The following is a 22,863-nucleotide window of genomic DNA, read 5'->3' as shown; positions in this document are numbered from 1 at the left end:
TGGCAAAGTGTGCTGACGCACACTTTGCCACTCACATCGGCTACCGGAAGCTGTCGAGGCGGGACACCGCCGAGTCGAACCCCTTGACGAGTTCGTCCATCACCTCGGCCACCGGACGGATCTCGTTCATCCGGCCGACGATCTGTCCCACCGGCATCGCGACGACATCCGGGTTCTCCGACGCGGCGATCCGCTGATGCGCCTCGCTGACCAGTAGATTCTGCAGCGGCATCGGCAGCGGCGCCGGCGCGTCCGGCTTCGACCAGGCGTCGGTCCACTTGGTCTTGAGCAGGCGCGCGGGCTTGCCCGAGTAGATCCGGGACCGCACCGTGTCGGCGGACGTCGCACCGAGCAGGGCGCGCTGGATCGCGGACGGTCCCTCGGACGACGCGCTGCCGAGTTTGTACTCGGAGGTGGTGAGCCAGTACGACCCCATCCACACCCCCGCCGCCCCCAGCGACAGCGCAGCGGCGACCTGACGTCCGCTGCCGATACCGCCGGCCGCGAGGACCGCGGCGGAATCACCGATGGCATCGACGATCTCGGGAACCAGCACCATCGACGCGATCTCACCGGTGTGTCCACCGGCCTCGTACCCCTGCGCGATGACGATGTCGACACCGTTCGCGACGTGCCTGCGCGCGTGCTCCACCGCGCCGGCCAGCGCGGCCACCGGAACGCCCTTCTCGTGGGCCTGGTCGATGACATCCTTCGGCGGCGAGCCGAGGGCGTTGGCGATCAACGCAATTCGATGATTCAGGGCGACGTCCACGTGCGAGCGCGCCACCGAGTGCAGCCAGCCGAGCACACCGGTCGCGTGTTCGGCGCCCGAATCCAGTGGCGGCACCCCCAGCTCGGCCAGGGTCCGGTCGACGAACGCGCGGTGTTCGGCGGGGATCAGCGACTCGAGGTCCACCGACGTGCCCTCGGTGGGAACCTTGGCGGGCATCACGATGTCGACGCCGTACGGCTTGCCGTCGGTGTTCTCGTCCATCCACGACAGGACGGCCTCGAGTTCCTCGGGGTCGTTGAACCGGACGCAGCCGAGTACACCCAGACCGCCGGCCCGGGAGATCGCCGCGGCGACGTGTTCGGAGGGAGTGAACCCGAAGACCGGGTACTCGATGCCGAACTTCTCGCTCAAACTCGTGTGCATTTACGCGCCTTTGCTTTCGGGCGAACCGTTGCCGTTGTGATCGTCGGCCGGGCGGGTCTCGGTCTGTTCCTTGGCCCAGCGGTAGTCGGGCTTACCCGCCGGTGAGCGCTTGATCTCGTCGACGAACCAGAGGCTGCGCGGAACCTTGTATCCGGCAATCTCCTTGCGTGCCGCGTCGGCGATCTCGTGCAGGCTCGGGCGCGCCCCGCCTCGGGCCTGGATGACGGCGGCGACCCGCTGGCCGAAGCGTTCGTCGGGGATGCCGACCACGATGGCGTCGAAAACGTCGGGATGCGACTTGAGCGCGCCCTCGACCTCCTCGGGGAAGATCTTCTCGCCGCCGCTGTTGATGGACACCGAACCGCGGCCGAGCATCGTCACCGTGCCGTCGGCCTCCACCTGCGCGAAGTCGCCTGGGATCGAGTAGCGGATGCCGTTGATCTCCTTGAACGTGGCTTTGGTCTTCTCTTCGTCCTTGTAGTAGCCGATGGGGATGTGCCCCTTGCGCGCCAGGATCCCGATCACGCCGGAGCCGGGTTCGACCGGGTTGCCGTCCTCACCGAGAACGGACGTGGACGCGTCGATCTTCACCGTCGGGCCGCCGCCGTGCGAGTCGCCCTTCGCGACCACGCTGAGGCCGCCGAAACCGGTCTCGGACGACCCGATCGAATCGGTGATCATCCGGTTGGGCAGCAGCTCGAGGTACTTCTCCTTGATGCTGGGCGAGAACAGCGCCGCCGAACTCGCCATCAGGAACAGCGACGACAGGTCGTAGGGTTCGCCGCTCGCCTTGTCGCCCTCCACCAGCGCGTCGAGCATCGGTCGCGCCATCGCGTCGCCGGTGATGAAGATGAGGTTGACCTTGTGCTGATCGACGATCCGCCACACGTCGTGGCCGTCGAATTCGGGTTGCATCACGCACTTTCCGCCGCCGAACAGACTCTGGAACACCGCCCACTGGCTGCCGCCGTGGATCATCGGCGGGATCGGGAAACGGGTCATGCCGGGGCTCTCGGCGCCCAGCTTCGCGAGGTCCCACTCGTCCTCGACGTATTCCCCGGTCATGAAGTTGATGCCGCCACCGAGAACCCGCCAGACGTCCTCGTGACGCCACATGACGCCCTTGGGTTTGCCGGTGGTGCCACCGGTGTAGAGCATGTACAGGTCATCGTTGCTGCGCTCGCCGAAGTCGCGGTCGGGGGACCCCTGCGCCAGTGCGGCCTCGTATTCGGTGCCCTCGTAGTCGAGATCGGTGCCGTCCTCGACCACGACGGTGGTCTTCAGGAGCGGCGTCTCGGGGAGCACGTTCGCCACCTTGTCGGAGTAGCGGCGCTCGTGAACGAGCGCGACCATGTCCGAATTGTCGAAGATGTATTGCAACTCGTTCTCGATGTACCGGTAGTTGACGTTCACCATCACGGCGCGGATCTTGAAGACCGCCACCATCGCCTCGATGGCCTCGATGGTGTTCCGGCAGTAGATGCCCACCTTGTCGCCGGGCTGGACACCCTGTTCACGCAGGTAGTGGCCGAGGCGATTGGCCCTCTCCTCCATCTGCGCGTACGTCACTTCCCGGTCGTCGGACACCAACGCGACGCGGTCCGGAACGAGGTCGATTGCGTGCTCTACGAGGTCTGCGATATTAAGGGCCACGTCAACAAAGTAGAACGTGTTACCGTTTCTGGCAAGACCCAATTTGAGAGCCAGCTCACACACCCTTCGGGAGACTTCAGTGTCCTCTACAACGACCGAGAAATCCGACATTTCGGCACAGTCGCCGCACTGCCTCGTGGAGAAGCGCGGGCACGTCCTGATCGTGACGATGAACCGCCCCGAGGCGAAGAACGCGCTGTCCGGCGAAATGATGGCGATCATGCGGGACGCGTGGGATCAGGTCGACTCCGACCCGGACATCCGGGTCGCCATCCTCACCGGCGCAGGCGGCGCATTCTGCGCGGGCGCCGACCTCAAAGCCATGACGTCGCAGCACCCCGGCGACTCGTTCTCGGGCACGGGCGAGCGGAGCGAGGGAAAGAATTCGTCGGGCTGGGACCTGTCGAAGATAGAGGCGCTTCTCAAGGGACGGCGCCTCACCAAGCCCCTCATCGCCGCAGTCGAGGGTCCCGCCATCGCAGGCGGCACCGAGATCCTGCAGGGCACCGACATCCGAGTCGCCGGAGAGAGCGCCAAATTCGGTGTCTCCGAAGCCAAATGGGGACTCTTCCCCCTCGGCGGCTCCGCCGTGCGCCTCGTCCGGCAGATTCCGTACACCGTGGCCGCCGACATCCTGCTGACCGGACGTCACATCAAGGCCCCCGAGGCCAAGGAAATCGGGCTCATCGGGCACGTCGTCCCCGACGGTCAGGCCCTCGACAAGGCCCTCGAACTCGCCGACCTCATCTCCGCCAACGGCCCCCTCGCCGTCCAGGCGATCCTGAAGACCATCCGCGACACCGAAGGCATGCACGAGGAAGAGGCATTCCAGATCGACGCCGCCCTCGGCATCGAGGTCTTCAAGAGCGCCGACGCGAAGGAAGGCCCCCGAGCCTTCTCCGAAAGGCGCGCGCCGAAATTCGAGGGCCGCTGACCCCGGGTGCACTAATCCCGGGCGAATCTACCTTTCGGCGCATCTGAGGCGGCGAGAGGTACATTCGGCCCAGGATGTGAGGGTATCCACAGGCCCCTACTTATCCACAGGCTCACCAAATCGCCTGGCGACCACACCTGCCGCCGACAGCGAGTGCGTCATCATCGACTCCATGCGACGGGGAGAGTGGGGGCATCGCCTCGAAGACCTGTACGGAGTGAGCCGGTCCGGAATCATCCGCACCGCCGAGTTGAGGCAGTGGGGCGTATCGAATTCGGCGATCGACGCTCGATGCCGTCCAGGCGGGCCGTGGCAACGCATCCTTCCGGGTGTCGTGATGCTCGGCAACGGCCACCCGACCGCGCGTCAGCGTGCCGTGGCCGCGATCGTGCTCAGCGGCCAGAACGCAGTCCTCACCGGTCGCGCAGCGCTGCACGAATACGGCTACGGAACGTCGTACTCCGGCGACGCCCACGTTCTGATCGCCACGCACCGGCGCGTGCAGTCCACGGGCTTCGTCCTCGTCGAACGTACGACGCGGTTGCCCGTGCCGGTGACCCGCAACGGGCTTCCCTGCGCCCCGCTTCCACGCGCGTTGCTCGACGCGGCACGACGGTGCCGCACCCTGGACAGCACTCGATCCCTCATCGCCGAGGTGATCCAGCGAGGCGAGGTGAGCGTTGCCGAGCTGATCGAGGAGTTGGACTCGGGTAGCGGCCGGGGTGCAGCACTCCCCCGGACAGTGCTGCGCGAAGTGAGTGCCGACGTCCACTCGGTGTCCGAGGCCGAAGCGCGCAGACTATGGCTGCGCAGCGGACTGCCCCGAATGGTTTTCAACCGCAAGATCGTCGACAGTTCATCGCCATGCCGGACGGATGGATCGACGACGTCGCATTCGCCTGGGACATCGACTCACTCGACTGGCATCTGGCACCGAAGGCGTACAAATCGACGGTCGAGCGCCGCACCCGGATGCAGAACCACGGCATCATCGTGCTGCCGACGCTACCGAGCGCCGTCCGTGACGACCCCGACCGCGTGATCGCCGACCTCCGGTCGCACTACCAGCTGGCGTCGTCCCGCCCCCGGCCGGAGGTCTGGATGCTCAGAGCGCCCGGGTGAATGCGCCGTTCAACGCCTCAGGTGCGCCGAAAGGTACATTCGCCCGGCCAGGGGGAGCCGGCGGTGGGGGAGGTCAGCCGAGGACCGCCGCGGACAGTTCGCGGACGTGGTCGGCGTCGCGGCAGGAGACGAGGAGCATGGTGACGCCGGCGTCGGCCCAGCGTTTGACGTCGGCGCGAACTTCGTCGACGTTGCCGATGATCATGGTCTCGGTGACCATCTCGTCGGGGACGACGGCGGCGGCTTCGTCCTTGCGGCCTGCGCGGAAGAGGCGCCCGATTTCCTCGACCTGTTCGCCGTAGCCCATGCGGGTGTAGACCTGGGCGTGGAAGTTGAGTTCGGGGGCCCCCATGCCGCCGACGTACAGGGCGGTGATCGGTTTGAGGCCGGCGATGGCGGCGGTGCGGTCGTCGGTGACGATCACCTGACAGGTGGCCGCGACTTCGAAGTCTTCGCGGCTGCGCCGGGCGCCGGGGCGGGCGAAACCCTCGTCGAGCCATTCGTTGTACATGGGTGCGAGGCGGGGCGAGTAGTAGATGGCGAGCCAGCCGTCGGCGATCTCGGCGGTGAGCGCGACGTTCTTCGGACCTTCGGCGCCGAGCCAGATGGGGATGTCGGCACGCAACGGGTGGGTGATCGGCTTGAGCGGTTTCCCGAGGCCGGTACTGCCGGGCCCGGTGTAGGGCAGCGGGAAGTGCGGGCCGTCGCTGGTGACGGGTTCCTCCCGCGACAGGACTTTCCGGATGATGGAGACGTATTCGCGGGTGCGGGCGAGCGGTTTCGTGAACGGCTGCCCGTACCACCCTTCGACGACCTGCGGCCCGGACACTCCGAGCCCGAGGATCGCCCGGCCGCCGCTGAGGTGGTCGAGGGTGAGTGCGTGCATGGCGGTGCTGGTGGGTGTGCGCGCGGAGATCTGTACGACGGACGTGCCCAGCCGGACGCGTTCGGTGCTCGAACCCCACCAGGCGAGGGGGGTGAAGGCGTCGGAACCCCAGGATTCGGCGGCGAAGACGGCGTCGAATCCCTCGGCTTCTGCCGCGGCGATCAACTCCGGGACATTCGCCGGCGGCTGTGCGCCCCAGTATCCCAGTTGCAACCCGAGCTTCATCGTGTGCCTCCGCATCGACCGTCGTCAGAAGTGACCCTTGCCACAAACACTAGAACCTGTTCTACTCGAAGTTGTGAGCATGGGAAAGAGCGCGGTGGCCGAAAAATTCTCGAACGAACCGTTGAGCGCCCCGCTGAAACTTCAATTCGACTACACCCGATCGGTGGGTCCGACCATCGGCGCCTTCGTGACCGCGCTGCGCGACCGCAAGGTCATCGGCGCCCGCGGCTCGGACGGACGCGTCTACGTCCCGCCGCCCGAATTCGACCCGAACACCGCCGAACCTCTCACCGACTTCGTCGGGGTTTCCGACGCCGGGACCGTGGTGAGCTGGACGTGGATGCCGGAACCGATTGCCGGACAGCCACTCACCACCCCCTTCGCGTGGGCGCTGATCACGCTGGACGGCGCCGACACGTCCCTGGTGCACGCGGTGGACGTCGACTCCCCCGCAGGAATGAGCACGGGCATGCGGGTCCGGGCACGGTGGGCGCAGGAGCGGGTCGGGCGCATCCAGGACATCGTGTGCTTCGAACCCGGGGAGTCGACCGGCGAACCCGGCCCGTCCGCGGAGTCCGAACCGGTCACGATGGTCACGACGCCGATCGATCTCGACTACATGCACTCCGCCTCCGCCGAGGAGAGCTATTACCTCCGAGGGTTGAAGGCGGGCAAGCTGATCGGTGGCCGCACCGGACCGGACGGCAAGGTGTACATCCCGCCGCGCAGCGCCAACCCCACCGACGGCATCCCGACGAAGGAGCAGGTGGAACTGCCGGACAGGGGCATCGTCACCACGTTCTGCATCGTGAATGTCCCCTTCCTCGGACAGCGGATCAAGCCGCCGTACGTCGCCGCCTACGTGCTGCTCGACGGCGCGGACATCGCGTTCCTGCACCTGATCCTCGACTGCGACGCCGCCGACGTGCGGATGGGCATGCGCGTGGAGGCCAAATGGAAGCCGCGCGAGGAGTGGGGCTACACCCTCGAGAACATCGAGTACTTCAGGCCGACGGGCGAGCCCGACGCCGAGTACGACACCTACAAACACCACCTGTAAGGGCGCGGCACAATGACAGATATCGCAGTCGTCGGGTTCGCGCACGCACCACACGTGCGCGAGACCACCGGCACCACCAACGGCGTCGAGATGCTGGTTCCCTGCTTCCAGCAGCTGTACGAGGAGCTCGGAATCACCAAGTCCGACATCGGCTTCTGGTGTTCCGGGTCTTCGGACTACCTGGCCGGCCGTTCGTTCTCCTTCATCTCCGCCGTCGACTCGATCGGTGCGGTTCCGCCGATCAACGAGTCGCACGTCGAGATGGATGCGGCGTGGGCGTTCTACGAGGCCTGGATCAAGATCATGACCGGCGAGGTCGACACCGCCCTCGTCTACGGCTTCGGGAAGTCGTCGGCGGGCAACCTCCGCAAGATCCTGTCGATGCAACTCGACCCCTACCTGGTCACCCCGCTCGCGCTCGACTCCGTGTCGCTCGCCGGACTGCAGGCCCGCCTCGGACTCGACGCCGGAAAGTGGACGGCCGAGGAGATGGCGGCCGTGGCCGCGCGCAGCCGGGCAGCGGCGGAGAGCAATCCGAACACCCAGCTGTCGGGGCACGTCGACATCAACGCGCTGCTCGCCAGCCCGTTCGTCGCGGACCCGTTGCGCGCCCACGACTGCGCACCGATCACGGACGGCGCCGCCGCTGTCGTGCTCGCCGCGGGCGATCGTGCCCGTGAGCTGTGCGAGCGGCCTGCGTGGATCACCGGGATCGAGCATCGGATCGATTCCCCGAACTTCGGCGCCCGCGACCTGACGGTCTCACCGTCGACGACGGCGTCCGCCCGCGCCGCCACCGGAGGGGACGTCGGCGGAATCGACGTAGCCGAACTGCACGGACCGTTCACCCATCAGGAACTGATCCTCCGCGAGGCCATCGGACTGTCCGATGCGACGGCGATCAACCCGTCGGGCGGCCCGCTGAGCGGGAACCCGATGTTCTCGGCGGGTCTGGAACGCATAGGTTACGCAGCGAAGGCCATCATGGACGGCAACGCCGGGCGCACGCTGGCGCACGCTACGAGTGGTGCTGTGCTGCAACAGAATTTGGTCGCAGTCTTGGAGGGACGCAACTGATGGCGAATCAATTGGCCGCGGTGCTCGGCACCGGTCAGACGCATTACGTCGCGAAGCGGCACGACGTGTCCATGGCGGGGCTGGTTCGCGAGGCGATCGACCGCGCGATGGAAGACGCCAGGGTGGGCTGGAACGACATCGACGCGGTCGTGATCGGGAAGGCCCCCGACCTCTTCGAGGGGTCGATGATGCCGGAGCTTGCGATGTCGGACGCGCTGGGCGCCAACGGCAAACCACTCCTGCGTGTGCACACCGCAGGCTCGGTCGGCGGTTCGACCGCGGTGGTGGCGTCGAGCCTCGTGAAGTCGGGGGTGCACAAGCGGGTACTGACGGTGGCGTGGGAGAAGCAGTCCGAGTCGAACGCCATGTGGGCGCTGTCCACCCCCATTCCGTTCCACATGCCGGTCGGTGCGGGCGCGGGCGGCTACTTCGCCCCGCACGTCCGCTCGTACATCCGGCGGTCGGGCGCACCCGATCACATCGGCGCGATGGTGGCGGTGAAGGACCGGCTGAACGGCAGCCTCAACCCGTACGCCCATCTCAAGCAACCCGACATCACGCTCGAATCCGTGCAGGCCTCGCAGATGCTGTGGGATCCCATCCGCTACGACGAGACGTGTCCGTCCTCGGACGGCGCCTGCGCGATGGTGATCGGCAACGAGGAGGCGGCCGGGCAGGTCACGGCGGACGGTCGTGAGGTGGCCTGGATCCACGCCACCGCGATGCGCACCGAGCCCACCACGTTCGCGGGACGCGACCAGGTGAATCCGCAGGCCGGCCGGGACGCCGCGGCCGCGCTGTGGAAGGCCGCGGGCATCAAGGATCCGCTCGACGAGATCGACGTGGCCGAAATCTACGTCCCCTTCTCCTGGTTCGAACCGATGTGGCTCGAGAATCTGGGGTTCGTCTCCGAGGGCGAGGGCTGGAAACTGACCGAGGCGGGCGAGACCGCCCTCGGCGGCCGGCTTCCGCTCAACGCGTCCGGCGGTGTCCTGTCGTCCAACCCCATCGGCGCCTCGGGCATGATCCGGTTTGCCGAGTCGGCGATGCAGGTGATGCACCGCGCCGGCGACCATCAGGTGAAGGACGCGCGCAAGGCACTCGGCCACGCCTACGGCGGCGGTTCGCAGTACTTCTCGATGTGGGTGGTCGGTTCCGACCGGCCGAACAACTAGGAGCGGACATCACCATGAAGTTCACCGTCGGCATCGCCATGAATCCCCTCGATCAACTGCCTGCCCTGGCGAAAACAGCCGAGGAGTGCGGGTTCTCGTCCATCGCACTTCCCGACTCACTGTTCTTCATGGAGAAGCAGAGCGCCGACTACCCGTACACACCGGACGGCTCGCGGATGTGGAACGAGGAAACCCCGTGGGTGGATCCGCTGATCGCGGCGGCGGCCATGGGCGCGGTGACGTCGAAGATCGAGTTCTACACCCAGGTCCTCAAACTGGGTTCCCGCAACCCGGTCCTTCTCGCCCGCCAGGTGGGTTCGGTCGCCAACCTCATCGGCAACCGTTTCGGGTTCGGCGTCGGGATCGGCTGGGCACCGGAGGAATTCGAATGGTGTGGCGTGCCGTACAAGAAGCGCGGTGCGCGCGTCGACGAGATGATCGACGTCATCAAGCTGATCCTCGGCGGCGGCATGGTCGAGTACCACGGTGAGTTCTTCGACTTCGACCGCCTGCAGATGAGCCCGGCGCCGACCAAGCCGGTGCCGTTCTACGTCGGCGGACACACCGACGTCGCGCTACGACGCGCCGCCCGGGTGGGCGACGGCTGGACGTCCGCGATGATCAAGTTCGACGATCTCGTTCAGGTCATCGCGCGATTGCGGGAACTCCGGGAGGAGTACGGCCGAGCCGATCTGCCCTACGAGATCCAGACCGTGTGCATCGACCGTTTCGGCAAGGACGGCTACGCCGAATTGGAAGATGCCGGAGTGACCGACACGATCGTCGTCCCGTGGGTTTTCGACGGCATCGGCTTCGACGGACCGCTCGACGCCAAGCAGGAATCGTTGCGCAAGTTCGCCGACCAGTACATCGGATAGGGGTGTGGACATGACGACGACGGATCATCCTGCCCGCCTCGCCGGGCAGGCTTCCCGCGAGGCGGCCAGCGGCAGGCGCAAGGATGAGTGGCTGGCCCTGTTCGCCGAGGACGCGTGCGTCGAAGACCCGGTCGGCCCTTCGGGTTTCGACCCCGAAGGCATGGGTCACCACGGCCTCGACGCGATCTCGCGGTTCTACGACATGACGATCGCGACCACCGAATCGCTCGAGTTCATCATCACCGATTCACTGGTGTGCGGGAACGAGAACGTGAACATCGGGACCATCCGGTCCACGGTGGCGGGATCTCGGATCGACGCCGAGGGCGTGTTCATCTACCGCGTGAACGAGGACGGCAAGATCACGTCCCTGCGGGCCTTCTGGGAGGTCGAGCGGGCGATGAAGACACTGCGCAAGGTCTGAGCGCCCGGCTCACGTGCCGGCGGCGTCGATGTGCCGGAGGAACAGGATCGCGTCGAGTTCGCCGAGGCCGGCGGGCTCCAGCGGGAAATACGTGGAGTTGTCCGACGGGTCGGCACGCTTCTCCACGTCTCCTGTCCTGCGCGCCACCGGCGCGGCCGGCACGAGACAGCTCTCCCCGACGGCGAAGAGACGGCCCTCGACGGTGTCGGGTGGCGGCTGTCCGATGCCGTGGCCGGGCGCCTGCCCGACGGCCCCACCGATGACCGCGTAAGCGTCGTCGAGCCACACACCCAGGTGGGCGCCGGCGCACCACCAGTGCAGATGCAGTCCGGCGAGATCCCAGTGGGTTTCACCTTTCAGCAGGTGGCCGTTGTGAGCGAAGACGAACGTCGGGCCTCGATCGGCCTCCCTCTGCACGAGCGCGGACAGGTTGTCCGCCATCAGAGTGTCGCGGATTCCCAGGAGCCGGGCGATGCGGCGTGGAGAGTTCTCCGCCATTCCTGCGTGATAGCTGAGCAGGCGGGTGGCGATGCGACCGTGCAGCTCGGCCTCCCACAATTCGTCCCGCGTGCCTTCGGCGAGGAGGTGAGGCGCCTGCGACGCGAGAAGCGTCATCAGGTCGGCGGCGATGAGACGCAACTCGACGGCCTCGGGGGTGGCACCGACGGCCTGGGTCGGGTCCATCGCGACGGCCGGGTTGCTCCAGCGGTCGTCGTCGCCGATCAGTGCGGAGATCCTGTCCGGAGTGCAGGGCAGGTCCTCCTCGCCGAGGTGGGTCCGCAGGTAGGTGTCGAGGAAGGTCAGGGCCTGCCTCGGGCTGTCCGCGGCCGTCATCTCGATGGGGCCGTCGAATCCGAAGAATCTCAGTTGCTCGCCCGGCTCGTGCCGACGGTTGTATTCGGCCATCCATCCGACCAGGTCGCGGTTCGCCCGGGACTCACCGAAACCGTGGCTGAAACCGTGCTCCATGACGTCGTCGAGTGGCAGGCGGTCCGCACCCCGCACGAATGAGTCGACGAGTATCCCTTTCAGGCAACTGCTTTCGATCGCGATGGAGCGATAGCCCTCGTGTTCGACGAGGAACTGGAACATCTGATTGCGGAGCTGCAGAAAACTCTCCTCCCCGTGCATGGGCTCGCCGAACCCGAGGAGGCGGGGCGCGGAGTCCAGGCGACGGAGGAAGGCGCCGAGGGCAGCGGTGACGGTCGGGTCTCCCGGTGCCGAGAAGACGGCACCCGCGTCATCCACGATGGACTGCACAGTCATGGTGGCTCCCACATTCCCTCGGACACCACGTCGGCGAAAGAGAACAGCGGCGTCGGAGAGGATGAGGGTGCCCTCCGACGCCGCTGAATCAGGGGGTCAGTGTCTGACCGGGCAACCGCCTGACGCAGTCTTGTAATCGACCTGAAACTCCTTGATACCGTTGAGCCAGCCCGAGCGCAACCGTCGCGGATCTCCCAGCTTACTGATATCGGGCAGGTGATCCGCAATCGCGTTGAAGATCAGGTCGATCTCGAGTCGCGCCAGGTTGGCGCCGAGGCAGAAGTGGGCGCCCGTTCCACCGAATCCGACGTGCGGGTTGTTCTCCCGCATGATGTCGAACTTCTCCGGGTTCTCGAACGCGTCCTCGTCGAAATTCGCCGAGCCGTAGAGCATTACGACTCGCTGCCCCTTCTTGATCTGCACTCCGCCGAGTTCGGTGTCTTCCAGTGCGGTGCGCTGGAACGAGTTGACCGGGGTCGCCCACCGGACGATCTCGTCCGCCGCCGTCTTGGGGCGCTCCTTCTTGTAGAGCTCCCACTGATCGGGATGGTCCAGGAACGCCATCATGCCGTGTGTGATGGCATTGCGCGTGGTCTCGTTGCCGGCAACCGCCAGCAGGATCACGAAGAAACCGAATTCCTCTGGAGACAGCTCATTTCCATCGATGTCCGCTTCGATCAGCGTCGTGACGATGTCGTCGGCGGGGCACTTCTTGCGCTCGTCCGCCATCTGGTACGCGTAGCCGAGGATCTCCATCGACGCGGCCTGCGGGTCGATGTCCAGTTCCGGGTCGTCGTAGCCCGTCATCTGATTCGACCAGTCGAAGACCTTCAGGCGATCCTCCTGCGGCACACCGAGCAGTTCGGCAATCGCCTGCAGCGGAAGCTCACACGCCACCTGGGTGACGAAGTCGCCGGCACCCGATTCGGCGGCCTCCTTCACGATCTTCTCGGCGCGCTCGGTGAGTTCTTCGCGCAGGCTGTTGATCGCGCGGGGTGTGAATCCGCGGGAGACGAGTTTGCGGAGCTTGGTGTGCTCGGGTGCGTCCTTGTTGATGAGGATGAAGCGCTGCATCTCGATGTTCTCGCGCGGAATGTCGTCGGCGAAGCGCACGATCGCGGTGTTCTCGTGTGTGGAGAAGACATCGCTGCGCCGCGACACCTCCTTGACGTCCTCGAGCTTGCTGACGACCCAGTAGCCGTCGTCGTGGAAGCCACCGATCTCCGGCGGCTGCGGGTTCCACCAGATCGGGGCAGTCTTCCGCAGTTCGGCGAATTCCTGGTACGGGATGCGCTCTGCGTAGATGTCCGGGTCGGTGAAGTCGAAACCCTCTGGAAGATTGGGCTGCGCCACTGCTGTCTCCTGCCCTAAGCCATACACCACTCCGTGATGTGGAACACGTTCTACTAGCATTGAAGCACAAGCCAGGCGACTAGCAAAGGAAAGCTCATTCAGACCTTGCCCGGACAGCAGAACCTGTTCTATTTTCTGAGGACAAGGAAAGGAGCCCACCGTGGGCACACCAGTAATCGTCGAGGCAGTACGCACCCCGATCGGAAAGCGCGGTGGCTGGCTGTCCGGATTGCACGCCGCCGAGATCCTCGGCGCCGCTCAGCGGGGCATCCTCGACCGCTCCGGCATCGACCCCGAACTGGTGGAGCAGGTGATCGGTGGTTGCGTCACCCAGGCCGGGGCGCAGTCGAACAACATCACCCGGACCGCGTGGCTGCATGCCCGACTGCCCTGGCAGGTCGGCGCCACCACGATCGACTGCCAGTGCGGCTCCGCCCAGCAGGCCAACCACCTGATCGCAGGCCTGATCGCCACCGACGCGATCGACGTCGGAATCGCCTGCGGCATCGAAGCGATGAGCCAGGTGCCGCTCGGCGCGAACGTCGGCGAGAACGCCGGCCCGCGCAGGCCCGCCGACTGGGACATCGACATGCCCAACCAGTTCGAGGCCGCCGAGCGCATCGCCCGTCGCCGCGGAATCACCCGCGCCGACGTCGAGGCACTCGGAGTGCGTTCGCAGGCACGCGCCAAGCAGGCGTGGGACGAAGGGCGTTTCGACCGGGAAGTGCTGCAGGTGACCGCACCCGTGGTGGACAAGGAAGGCAACCTCACCGGGGAGACCCGGGTGGTGACGCGCGATCAGGGTCTGCGCGATACCACCGCCGAGTCGCTCGCCAAGCTGAAGCCCGTTCTCGAGGGCGGCATCCACACGGCGGGCACGTCCTCGCAGATCTCCGACGGCGCCGCCGCCGTCATGCTGATGGACGAAGCCAGGGCGCGCACCCTCGGTCTGAAGCCCCGGGCCCGCATCATCTCCCAGGCACTCGTCGGCTCCGAACCCGAATTCCACCTCGACGGACCCGTCCAGGCCACGGCGCGCGTCCTCGAACGCAGCGGTATGAAGATCGGCGACCTCGACCTGTTCGAGGTGAACGAGGCGTTCGCGTCGGTCCTGCTGTCGTGGGGGTCGGTGCACAAGCCCGACATGGACAGGGTCAACGTCAACGGCGGTGCGCTCGCACTCGGACATGCCGTGGGCAGCACCGGGTCTCGACTCATCACCACCGCGCTGCACGAACTCGAGCGCACCGACGGGTCGACGGCACTGATCACGATGTGTGCCGGCGGCGCGCTCGCCACCGGCACCATCATCGAGCGGATCTAGGATCTGCCGATGAACGCACCCGCCGCCGCCCGACCGCCCGGCCTCGACTCGAAGTGGACGGTCTCCTTCATCAAGTGGATGTCGAAGATCAACGTCGTGCTGTACCGGCGGACGGGCGGGCGACTGGGCAGCAAGTGGCGGGTGGGTAGTGCCTTCCCCCGCGGGTTGCCCGTCTGCCTGCTCACCACCACCGGACGGAAGAGCGGCGAGCCGAGGATCAGCCCGCTGCTTTTCCTCGAGGACGGCGACCGCATCATCCTCGTCGCCTCGCAGGGCGGCCTCCCGAAGCACCCGATGTGGTACCTCAACCTGCGCGCGAATCCGGAGGTGACCGTCCAGGTGAAGTCGCGGGCGCGGCCGATGACCGCCCACGCGGCGGATCCCGAGGAACGTGCGCGCCTGTGGCCGCGGCTCGTCGACATGTATCCGGATTTCGACAATTACCAGGCCTGGACCGACCGCACGATCCCCGTCGTGGTCTGCGACCCCCGATAGCGCGTGTATGTACCGCCGGGTAACGGGTGCCATGTCGGAGGACTTCTTGCAGTATTGACGCGTACGGACTTGTACGACGGCCGAGGGCGAGGAATTGCAGACATGAGTACACAGGTTCAAGATCGGATCCACGACCGTCGAGAGCTCACCGCGGTCCTGCTGCGTGCACTCGAGCAGCGCCACGAGGTTCTCGACGCCATCGTCGACAGTGAGGACCACGCCGAGGCCCTCACCACCGTCGCCGGACTCCTCGACACGTCCGAGGCGTACGCGGAAGCCGTCCTCAACCTGACGTTCCGCCGTCTCACCAAGGTCGAACGGCTCCGCATCCAGACGGAACTGAAGGACCTCGACGCCACGCTCGAGTGGACGTCGACGGACCGGCCGGCGAGCACCGGGCGGAACTTCCGCCTCCGTCCGTTCACCGAGACCGAGGAAGACGCCGAACTGTTCCGGCGCCGCTGCGTCGAGCAGGTCGACGACGCGGGCACGCAGTGGTCCGAGGAGCGGGTCGAGAAGGAACGCACCGAAGGCCTGAGCCGTGTCGACGACGAGTCCGCCGCGTGGTTCGTGTGTGAGGACACCGCGGAGAACACGGCCGTCGGCATGGTGTTCGGCGAGCTGTCGGGACGCGAGGTCGACGTCGCCATCTGGATCTCCCCCGACGCCAGGAAGAAGGGCTACGGCACCGCGGCCGTGAAGCACAGCCGTCAGGAACTCGCCGCAGAGTTCCCGGGAACTGTCCTGGTCGTCCGCGCTCCCGCCTGACCCGCACGTGAGTGGCGAAGCGTGCGGGAGCGCGCTTCGCCACTCACGTGCGGTGGTCGGGGTCGCGCTGTGTGGTGAGGCCCTGGGCCCAGCGGTAGTCGGGCTTGCCGCTCGGGGTGCGCTGGACGGTGTCTTCCACCCACACCAGGCGCGGAATCTTGTAGCCGGCCAGGCTCTGCCGCACGTGTTCCTCGAGTCCGGCGAAGTCGACGCCCCGCCCGTCGCGCGCCTGCACCACCGCCGAGACCCGGTGCCCCCACCGTTCGTCGGGGACGCCGACGACGATGGCATCGTAGACGTCGCGGTACGCCTTCACCGCGCTCTCGACCTCTTCGGCGAACACCTTCTCGCCGCCGGTGTTGATCACCATGTTGCCGCGGCCGAGCAGGGTGATCGATCCGTCGGCCTCGATCCGCGCGCGGTCGCCGGTGACGACGACCGGTCGCCCGTCGACCTCCCGGAAGATCTCCCGCGTCTTCTCCGGGTCGTTGTAGTAGCCCAGCGGGACGTACCCGCCCTTCGCGAACCAGCCGTCCTTCCCCGACCCCGGTTCGACGGGAACGTCGTCCTCGTCGATCACCAGGGCGTACCGTCCGGCAGGCACCCGGGGCCCACCCACCTGCTTCTCACCCTTAGTCGCGAAACCGATTCCGCCGAAACCTGTCTCCGACGCGCCGATCGAATCCGAAACCAGCAGTCCCGGGAACGCGTCGAGGAAGGCGTCCTTGATCACCGGCGAGAACAGCGCGGCCCCGGATGCCACCACCCCCAGACTCGACGTGTCGGTGCGCGACGGCTGATGCGCCTCGATCAGCGGCCGCCCCATCGCGTCGCCGGTGATGATCAGGATCTGTACCTTGTGCCGTTCGACGAGCTCCCACGTTCGGGCGGCGTCGAACTTCGATTCCAGCAGCACGGTGTTCCCGCTGAACAGCGCGGTGAACGTCGGCATCATCGCGGCCGCGTGGATCAACGGCGGCAACGCGAACCACAGAGTCGGCTCCCCCTGCGACCCGACGCGCGACTGCTGGTACTCGTCGTCGATCGCGTCACCTGTGTAGAAGTCGAGACCGCCCGCGAGGACGCGCCAAATCGCCTCGTGTGTCCACACCACACCCTTGGGACGTCCGGTGGTGCCGCCGGTGTACATGATGAACAGGTCTTCGGAGCTGCGTTCGCCGAAGTCCCGGTCGCCACTGCCGGACAGTGCCTCCGCGTACGGCACCGAGTCGCTGGGCACACCGGCGCCGCCGAGATCGTCCTCGACGACGACGGTATGCCGGATCCGCGGCAGCGAGGGCAGAACGTCCGCGATGCGTGGCGCGTAGATCCGATGGTGGACCACGGCGTCGAGTTCCGCGTTGCCGTACACATAGGCGAGTTCGTCGCTGGTGTAGCGGTAGTTGATGTTGACCGGAACCGCACGAATCTTGTACGCCGCCAGCAATGTCTCCATGGTCTCGATGGAGTTGTGCAGGTGCACGCCGATGTGCGAATCGACGGTCAGCCCGACGTCCAGGAAGTGGTGGGCCAGCCTGTTGGCGCGGTCCTCCAGTTCGCGGTAGGTGACGCGACGGGCGCCGCAGATCAGCGCCACCCGTTCCGGCATCGCGTCGACTGAATGCTCGAAGAGGTCCGCAAGGTTGTAGGCCACGGGGGCGTCCTCTCAGACGACTGTGAGTGGTAGGGGTATTCCTCGATCGGTGAACGCGAAGTCGGCTCCCGTGCTGAACCGGGTGAGCGCCACCTCGGGTGCCTCCTTGGCGGGCGGCTCACCGATCACGATCTCCACGGTCAGCGCCGCATCCGTCTCCTCGACCACCTGCACCGCACACCGCGGCGACACCCCGCGCACGAGCGCAGTCAACGGCCCGAGGTGCTCGGCGTCGATCATGGACGGCCACGCCCCGTCTTCCCCGGCTCCGCAGTCCCTGCCGAGGGTCAGCAGCATGCGGTCGCCGAGCGTGACCGTGACGTCCACGTACTGACGGGGGTTGAACGCCGGATGCACGGCGAGGACGACGGCCAGGCCCTCGAGGTCCGCGGGCAGTCCGAGCGCGATCCGGATCCGCTCCGACGTGAGGCCGGCGATGCCGGTGAGTTGCTTGCGGGCGATGTCGAGCGCGGATTCGGCATCGGTGCGGGCCCGCACCGCGAGCAGGAAACCGAGGGTCAGCAGGTGCTGCTGCACGCACACCTCCTCCGCCATCCGAGTCAGAGCCGAATGGGAGAAGTCCGGGAACCGCAGGTCGTCGAGGAGCGCGCCCGCGTAGTCGTGCTGCCCCGGCCCGCCGGTGTCGATCGGCGACAACTCGACTGTCGCCGCCCGCGACTTCCCCACCGTCACCAGTCCTTCCGGAATCGGGGGTGGCACGTTGGTGTCGTCGATGGTGACCGTCCAGAGGCAGTGCGGTGTCCGGTCCGCAGGCCTGCGGGGCGGACGGTGCACGGGACGCACCTGCGCATGCGGGTTGGTCGCCAATGCGGTGGCGTCGAACGTCGGGTCCTCGATGTCGTGGCACATCGCCGTGACGTACTCGTCGCCCATCGGTTCGACGTCCATCAACGCCCCGCAGTGATCCAGCCAGAACTCGCCGTGATCGTGATCGGTGACGCGGTACCGGAAGTCCATGAACTGGGGCGGCGCACCGATGTCGAGTTGCAGACCCTTGAAGATCGTCACGACGCCGTCGCCCTCGAATCCCAGCGCGCGTTGCATCCGCCGCGTGTAGAGGGGGCTCGACGCCATCCACTCCTCGATCGCGACCTGCGTCATGCCCTCGCGACCGAACGCCCCGATCAGGTGCGGCATACCGGAGCGGTCGATGAGATGACCGCACAGGAGCAGTTCCGGAACGAGAATCGCGAGATCCTCGCGGGACAGATCGGCGAACGACGCCGGAACCTTCACCGTACTCACCACAGCGGGACCGGGGCCGTGCCGACCGGATACCACCCCGGCAGCCGACCGGACGTCGCGCGCTGGATCCGCGCGTTCATGCCGTCGGACATCGCGTTGTTCGTGATCATCTCGAGGAACAGGCTCGAGACGTTGCCGAAGTCGAAGAAGTCACGCTGCCAGGACCATTGGAAGTTGCCGCCGTACCGGAACCAGCTGCCGCCGATTCCGGTGACCTGATAGTGCGTGCCGTCGTCGCGGGTGCGTTCGGACACCTGCTTCCAGAATCCGATGACGTCGCCGCTGCGATCGTCTATGACGAACTGCTGGTAAGGGTATTGCCAGCCCTCGAGCCCGTCCATTTCCTGGCCGAGCGCCAGGTCGCGGATCTCGTCGCGGCCCACGGCCATGAAGTCGTCCTTCGGCCCGTAGTTCCATCCGTACGTGGCGTCCTCGGTGTACATCTCGGCGAGCGGCTTCCAGTCGCCGAGCGACTCGCACCGCTTGTTCTCGTCCACCCAGCGCTGCACCATCTCGTCGAGCTCCGCACGATCGAACTGCACCGCCGGGCCGATCCTTCGATCGAACTGTGTCATCGGGTATCTCCTTCGGAGTCGTTGTCCGCGAGGATCCGCAGGGCCTGGGTCGGGCAGAAACGCACGGCGCTCTCGACTTCGGCGCGCAGGTTCTCGGGTGGGTCGGTGTCGAGGATCTCGACCTTGCCCTGCTTCGGGACGACGAAGACGTCGGGTGCCTCCATCTCGCACACGGCATGACCCTGACACAGGTCGAGATCGGCTTCGACTTTCATCACGTGCTTCGCTTCCGGTACCTCACCGTGCACGGCTGCTGCAGCTGCACCACCATCTTGCTGTGATCGTTGCGGTACGTCTCGGAGGGTTGCGCCATCTCGAACTCCCAGTCCTGCAGGAGAATCGAGAAGATCGCCTTCAACTGCATCAGCGCGAACGCGGCCCCGACGCAGCGGTGCCTGCCTGCGCCGAACGGAATCCACGTCCAGCGGTTGACGATGTCTTCCTGGTTGGGGTCGATGTAGCGCTCGGGATCGAACGTGTCCGGGTTCGGGAAATCCTCCGCGATCCGGTTGGAGATCGCGGGCGTGGCCGCCACGAGGTCGTTCTCGGCGATCCGGTAGCCGCCGACCTCGAACTCGCCCCGCGCGACGCGCAGCAGGATGATCAGCGGCGGGTGCAACCGCAGCGTCTCCTTCAGCACCGCTTCGAGTTTCGGGATCTGCCTGAGCGCCCCGAAACTGATGTCGGAGCCGTCCGAATAGAGGTCGTCGAGTTCGGCGACCACCTGCTTGGCGTAGTCCGGGTGCCGCAGCAGCTCGATCAGGGTCCAGGCCGCGGTGCCGGACGTGGTGTGGTGCCCGGCGAACATCATCGAGATGAACATGCCGGTGATCTCGTCCGCCGTGAAGCGCTCGTTGCCGTCCTCGTCCTTGATCGAGACGAGCACGTCGAGCATGTCCCGATCCTCCTTGCCCTGAGGGGGGTTCTCGATGCGCCCGTTCATGATTTCCTGGACGAGGGCCACCAACTGCACCCTCGCCTCGTCCCGCCGACGGAAGCTCTCGATCGGGGCGTAGGCGTCGACGTATGCGATGGGGTCGGTGCCCTGCTCGAGCTCGTGGTAGAGGTGCGCGAATCGCCCGTCGAGCTGCTCCCGGAACTTCGTGCCGATCAGGCAGGCCGAGGACGTGTAGATGGTCAGCTCCGCGAAGAATTCGAGGAGGTCGATCTCCCCTTCGTCGCCCCACTGCGCCACCATGCGGTCGACCTCGTGGGCGATCGTCGCGGCGTGGCCCTTCATCTGCTCGCCGCGCAGCGCCTGGTTGTGCAGCATCTCCTTGCGGCGCTCGGGGCTCGCGTCGAACACGACCCCCTCGCCGAAGATCGGCTTCATGAACGGGTAGGCGGCCTGCTGGTCGAGATCCTCGTCGGTGGAGCGGAAGAAGAATTCGTTGGCTTCGGCGCCGGACAGCAGCACCACTTTCTTGTCGGCGAGCTGGAAGACACCGACGTTGCCGCACTCCTCCCGGACGCGGCGCATCAGCGCGATCGGGTCGGTGCGCAATTCTTCGAGATGTCCGTGCTCGTGCTCACCGCCGGACACACGTTGCGGGGTAGCCAGGTTCATTCTCCATCCTTTCGCAGGGGCGCCTCGGGCTGCACTTCGATCAGCACCAGGTGTGCGCCGCGCGGCGCACTGACGGCGGCGACGACGGCGTCGGCGATCGCGGAGGCGCGCAGGAAGTACGAGTGCCGGGCGAATCCCCATTTCGCCCAGTCTTCGAGGACGGGTCCGATGACCTCCTCGGTGGTGTTCATCCCCATGGATGTCTGGGTGGGGCCCGGACGCACGACCGATGCCCGGACACCGGTGCCTTCCAGTTCCATTCGCATCTGCCGGCCCATCATCTCGACGCCGGCCTTCGCGGCGTTGTAGGCGCCCATCCGGGGCCGGGGGGTGTCGGCGCAATCGGATCCGATCAGGATGAAATCTCCGCGCCGGCGTTCGATCATGCCGGGAAGGAGGCGGTGCGCGAGACGCTGCGCCCCGACCAGGTGAACGTTGACCTGGCCCAGGAACTGTTCGGGGTCCATCTCGTGTGCGACGGAGAACTCCAGGTCGCCTGCCCCCGACAACGCGATCTCGGTGGGGCCGAGCGCTTTCTCCGCCGCGGTGACGAATTCGTCGACGGATGCGGTGTCGGTGACGTCGAGGTATTGCGCGAACGCTTCTCCCCCGTTGCTGCGGATCTTCTCCGCGATCTCCTCGCATTCGGCCACCCGGCGGGCACCGAGCGCGACGGGGTGACGGGCCTCGGCCAGCGCATAGGCCGTCGCCGTGCCGATTCCCGAAGAGGCCCCGGCGACGACCGACGGGCGTCGCTGCGGGTTGGGCTCGAACCTAGGCATCGCGGACCTGCACTTTCATGGGGAGGGTGGCGAAACCGCGCACGTTGGTCGAGTGGACGCGCACACTGTTCGCCTCGTCGATGTCGTAGTCGTCGATGCGGGAGACGAGTTCGGTGAGCGCGATTCGCGCTTCGAGCCTGGCCATGTGGGCGCCGAGGCAGAAGTGGGTGCCGCCGCCGAAGCTCGCGAGCTTGTTGGACGTGTCCCTGCCGATCCGGTATTCGTCGGCGTCCTCGAACACCGCCGAGTCGCGGTTCGCGGAGCCGATGAGGATCAGCACCTTGTCGCCGGCGGGAATCGTCCGGTCGTGGAAGTCCAGGTCGACGGACGCCGTCCGGGCGACCATCTGGCTGGACGTGTCGAAACGCAGGGTCTCCTCCACCCACTCCGACACTCGACTCGCATCCTCGAAGACGTGCCTGGCCTCGCCCGGATAGCGGAAACCCCAGTACAGCGCGTTGCCGAGGAGTTTGGTGGTGGTCTCGTTGCCTGCCACCACCATCAGGAACATGAACGCGATGATCTCGTCGTCGGTGAGCCGGTCGCCGTCGATCTCAGCCTCGAGCAGTGCGGACGTGAGGTCCTCGGTCGGCTTTCTGCGGCGCTCCGCCAGCATGTCGGCGTAGTAGCCGACGAGGTAGAGCGACGCCTCCATCGCGGCGTGGGGCACGTCGAGAACGCCCTCCTCGCGGTGCACCACGAGGTCGGCGAGCCGGCGGAGTTCCACGCGGTCGGCCTCCGGCACCCCCATCAGTTCCGAGATCACGTCCATCGGGAGTTTGCCGGCGAACTCGGCGATCCAGTCGAACTCGCCCGCCGCGAGCGCCGGGTCGAGGTACTGCCGGGTCAGATCCAGGATCCGCCCCTCGAGTTCGTTCACCCGCCTCGGCGTGAAGCCGCGGGAAACCAACTGCCGCATCCGCATGTGCCGCGGATCGTCCAGCGCGAGAAAGGACATCGTCTTGTGGGCGTGCGGTCCGTACGCCGCCGGGTCGAGCGACACCCCGTTCGCGCTCGACAGGCGCTGGTTGTCGCGGAACGCCGCGACGACGTCCTCGTGCCGGGACAACGCCCAGAAGTCGAGTTCCTCGTTGTAGTAGAGGGGGGCCTCTTCCCGCAGTCTTCGATACGTGACGTACGGATCTTCGTGGAAGCCATAGTCGTACGGATTGAACGTCACCGGATTGTGTGACACCCCGGGCATCGAGGCTGCGGTCATGGCA

At 66.6% G+C, this 22,863-nt stretch carries 21 protein-coding genes and 1 pseudogene; 10 read left to right on the top strand and 12 right to left on the bottom strand.

The features are described 5' to 3' along the window. Positions 1-40: 40 nt before the first annotated feature. Positions 41-1,156 (bottom strand): nitronate monooxygenase family protein, encoded by a 1,116-nt coding sequence (locus tag FND50_RS06300; protein ID WP_005262901.1) that lies wholly within the window; start codon positions 1,154-1,156, stop codon positions 41-43. Beyond that, complete coding sequence (locus tag FND50_RS06295; RefSeq protein ID WP_144285157.1) at positions 1,157-2,809, bottom strand: acyl-CoA synthetase; 1,653 nt, start codon at positions 2,807-2,809, stop codon at positions 1,157-1,159. Between the two features lie 79 nt (positions 2,810-2,888). Here FND50_RS06295 and FND50_RS06290 point away from each other — a divergent pair, with 79 nt between their 5' ends. Further along, a complete protein-coding gene (locus tag FND50_RS06290) occupies positions 2,889-3,743 on the top strand; it encodes a crotonase/enoyl-CoA hydratase family protein (RefSeq protein WP_144285156.1) in 855 nt (284 codons plus the stop codon). Between the two features lie 172 nt (positions 3,744-3,915). Beyond that, positions 3,916-4,865 (top strand): annotated as a pseudogene (locus FND50_RS06285) (hypothetical protein). Positions 4,866-4,938: 73 nt separating this feature from the next. Here the strand turns inward: FND50_RS06285 and FND50_RS06280 are convergent. Beyond that, a complete protein-coding gene (locus tag FND50_RS06280) occupies positions 4,939-5,976 on the bottom strand; it encodes an LLM class F420-dependent oxidoreductase (protein WP_144285155.1) in 1,038 nt (345 codons plus the stop codon). 79 nt (positions 5,977-6,055) lie between these two features. Between FND50_RS06280 and FND50_RS06275 the strand changes: the two genes are divergently transcribed. The 5 genes from FND50_RS06275 to FND50_RS06255 are packed head-to-tail and all read left to right on the top strand — an operon-like array spanning position 6,056 to position 10,590. Next, positions 6,056-7,036 (top strand): Zn-ribbon domain-containing OB-fold protein, encoded by a 981-nt coding sequence (locus FND50_RS06275; protein WP_144288989.1) that lies wholly within the window; start codon positions 6,056-6,058, stop codon positions 7,034-7,036. 12 nt (positions 7,037-7,048) lie between these two features. Continuing rightward, a complete protein-coding gene (locus FND50_RS06270; RefSeq protein ID WP_005563778.1) occupies positions 7,049-8,113 on the top strand; it encodes a thiolase domain-containing protein in 1,065 nt (354 codons plus the stop codon). Beyond that, positions 8,113-9,288: a thiolase domain-containing protein gene (locus FND50_RS06265; RefSeq protein ID WP_144285154.1), complete on the top strand. Its 1,176-nt coding sequence runs from the start codon at positions 8,113-8,115 to the stop codon at positions 9,286-9,288. Before FND50_RS06270 ends, FND50_RS06265 begins: the two co-directional genes overlap by 1 nt. Positions 9,289-9,302: 14 nt before the next feature. Beyond that, the gene (locus FND50_RS06260; RefSeq protein WP_005262910.1) at positions 9,303-10,166 is read left to right on the top strand and encodes a TIGR03619 family F420-dependent LLM class oxidoreductase; all 864 of its coding nucleotides are present in this window, start codon (positions 9,303-9,305) and stop codon (positions 10,164-10,166) included. A gap of 10 nt (positions 10,167-10,176) precedes the next feature. Further along, a complete protein-coding gene (locus tag FND50_RS06255; protein WP_144285153.1) occupies positions 10,177-10,590 on the top strand; it encodes a nuclear transport factor 2 family protein in 414 nt (137 codons plus the stop codon). Between the two features lie 9 nt (positions 10,591-10,599). On the opposite strand, the gene FND50_RS06250 is transcribed toward FND50_RS06255, so the two are convergent. Beyond that, positions 10,600-11,856 (bottom strand): erythromycin esterase family protein, encoded by a 1,257-nt coding sequence (locus FND50_RS06250; protein ID WP_144285152.1) that lies wholly within the window; start codon positions 11,854-11,856, stop codon positions 10,600-10,602. Positions 11,857-11,952: 96 nt separating this feature from the next. Beyond that, on the bottom strand, positions 11,953-13,209 hold the full coding sequence (locus tag FND50_RS06245; protein ID WP_144285151.1) for a cytochrome P450: 1,257 nt from the start codon (positions 13,207-13,209) through the stop codon (positions 11,953-11,955). Positions 13,210-13,369: 160 nt separating this feature from the next. Here FND50_RS06245 and FND50_RS06240 point away from each other — a divergent pair, with 160 nt between their 5' ends. The 3 genes from FND50_RS06240 to FND50_RS06230 all read left to right on the top strand — a co-directional run bounded on the left by FND50_RS06240 (position 13,370) and on the right by FND50_RS06230 (position 15,796). After that, positions 13,370-14,533 (top strand): steroid 3-ketoacyl-CoA thiolase, encoded by a 1,164-nt coding sequence (locus tag FND50_RS06240; protein WP_144285150.1) that lies wholly within the window; start codon positions 13,370-13,372, stop codon positions 14,531-14,533. Positions 14,534-14,542: 9 nt separating this feature from the next. Next, positions 14,543-15,028: a nitroreductase family deazaflavin-dependent oxidoreductase gene (locus FND50_RS06235; RefSeq protein WP_144285149.1), complete on the top strand. Its 486-nt coding sequence runs from the start codon at positions 14,543-14,545 to the stop codon at positions 15,026-15,028. 102 nt (positions 15,029-15,130) lie between these two features. Then, complete coding sequence (locus FND50_RS06230) at positions 15,131-15,796, top strand: GNAT family N-acetyltransferase (RefSeq protein WP_144285148.1); 666 nt, start codon at positions 15,131-15,133, stop codon at positions 15,794-15,796. A 43-nt stretch (positions 15,797-15,839) separates the two neighbouring features. Here FND50_RS06230 and FND50_RS06225 read toward each other — a convergent pair whose 3' ends face one another. Genes FND50_RS06225 through FND50_RS06195 form a run of 7 tightly spaced genes read right to left on the bottom strand, consistent with a single transcriptional unit; the run spans position 15,840 to position 22,859 of the window. Beyond that, positions 15,840-17,450 (bottom strand): acyl-CoA synthetase, encoded by a 1,611-nt coding sequence (locus FND50_RS06225; protein ID WP_144285147.1) that lies wholly within the window; start codon positions 17,448-17,450, stop codon positions 15,840-15,842. A gap of 12 nt (positions 17,451-17,462) precedes the next feature. After that, on the bottom strand, positions 17,463-18,719 hold the full coding sequence (locus FND50_RS06220; RefSeq protein ID WP_144285146.1) for a hypothetical protein: 1,257 nt from the start codon (positions 18,717-18,719) through the stop codon (positions 17,463-17,465). Then, entirely contained in the window at positions 18,713-19,291 is a 579-nt protein-coding gene (locus FND50_RS06215; protein ID WP_144285145.1) for a nuclear transport factor 2 family protein, read from the bottom strand. Before FND50_RS06215 ends, FND50_RS06220 begins: the two co-directional genes overlap by 7 nt. After that, complete coding sequence (locus FND50_RS06210; RefSeq protein ID WP_144285144.1) at positions 19,288-19,506, bottom strand: ferredoxin; 219 nt, start codon at positions 19,504-19,506, stop codon at positions 19,288-19,290. Before FND50_RS06210 ends, FND50_RS06215 begins: the two co-directional genes overlap by 4 nt. Next, a complete protein-coding gene (locus FND50_RS06205) occupies positions 19,506-20,858 on the bottom strand; it encodes a cytochrome P450 (RefSeq protein ID WP_005262924.1) in 1,353 nt (450 codons plus the stop codon). The genes FND50_RS06210 and FND50_RS06205 overlap by 1 nt, the downstream gene beginning before the upstream one ends. Further along, complete coding sequence (locus FND50_RS06200) at positions 20,855-21,640, bottom strand: SDR family oxidoreductase (RefSeq protein ID WP_144285143.1); 786 nt, start codon at positions 21,638-21,640, stop codon at positions 20,855-20,857. Before FND50_RS06200 ends, FND50_RS06205 begins: the two co-directional genes overlap by 4 nt. After that, entirely contained in the window at positions 21,633-22,859 is a 1,227-nt protein-coding gene (locus FND50_RS06195) for a cytochrome P450 (RefSeq protein ID WP_144285142.1), read from the bottom strand. The genes FND50_RS06200 and FND50_RS06195 overlap by 8 nt, the downstream gene beginning before the upstream one ends. Between the last annotated feature and the right edge of the window lie 4 nt (positions 22,860-22,863).

The sequence above is a fragment of the Rhodococcus sp. WB9 genome, assembly GCF_007558985.1.
In the GTDB taxonomy this organism is placed as follows: Bacteria; Actinomycetota; Actinomycetes; order Mycobacteriales; family Mycobacteriaceae; genus Rhodococcus_F; species Rhodococcus_F opacus.
This window is presented reverse-complemented; position numbering and strand designations above follow the sequence as displayed.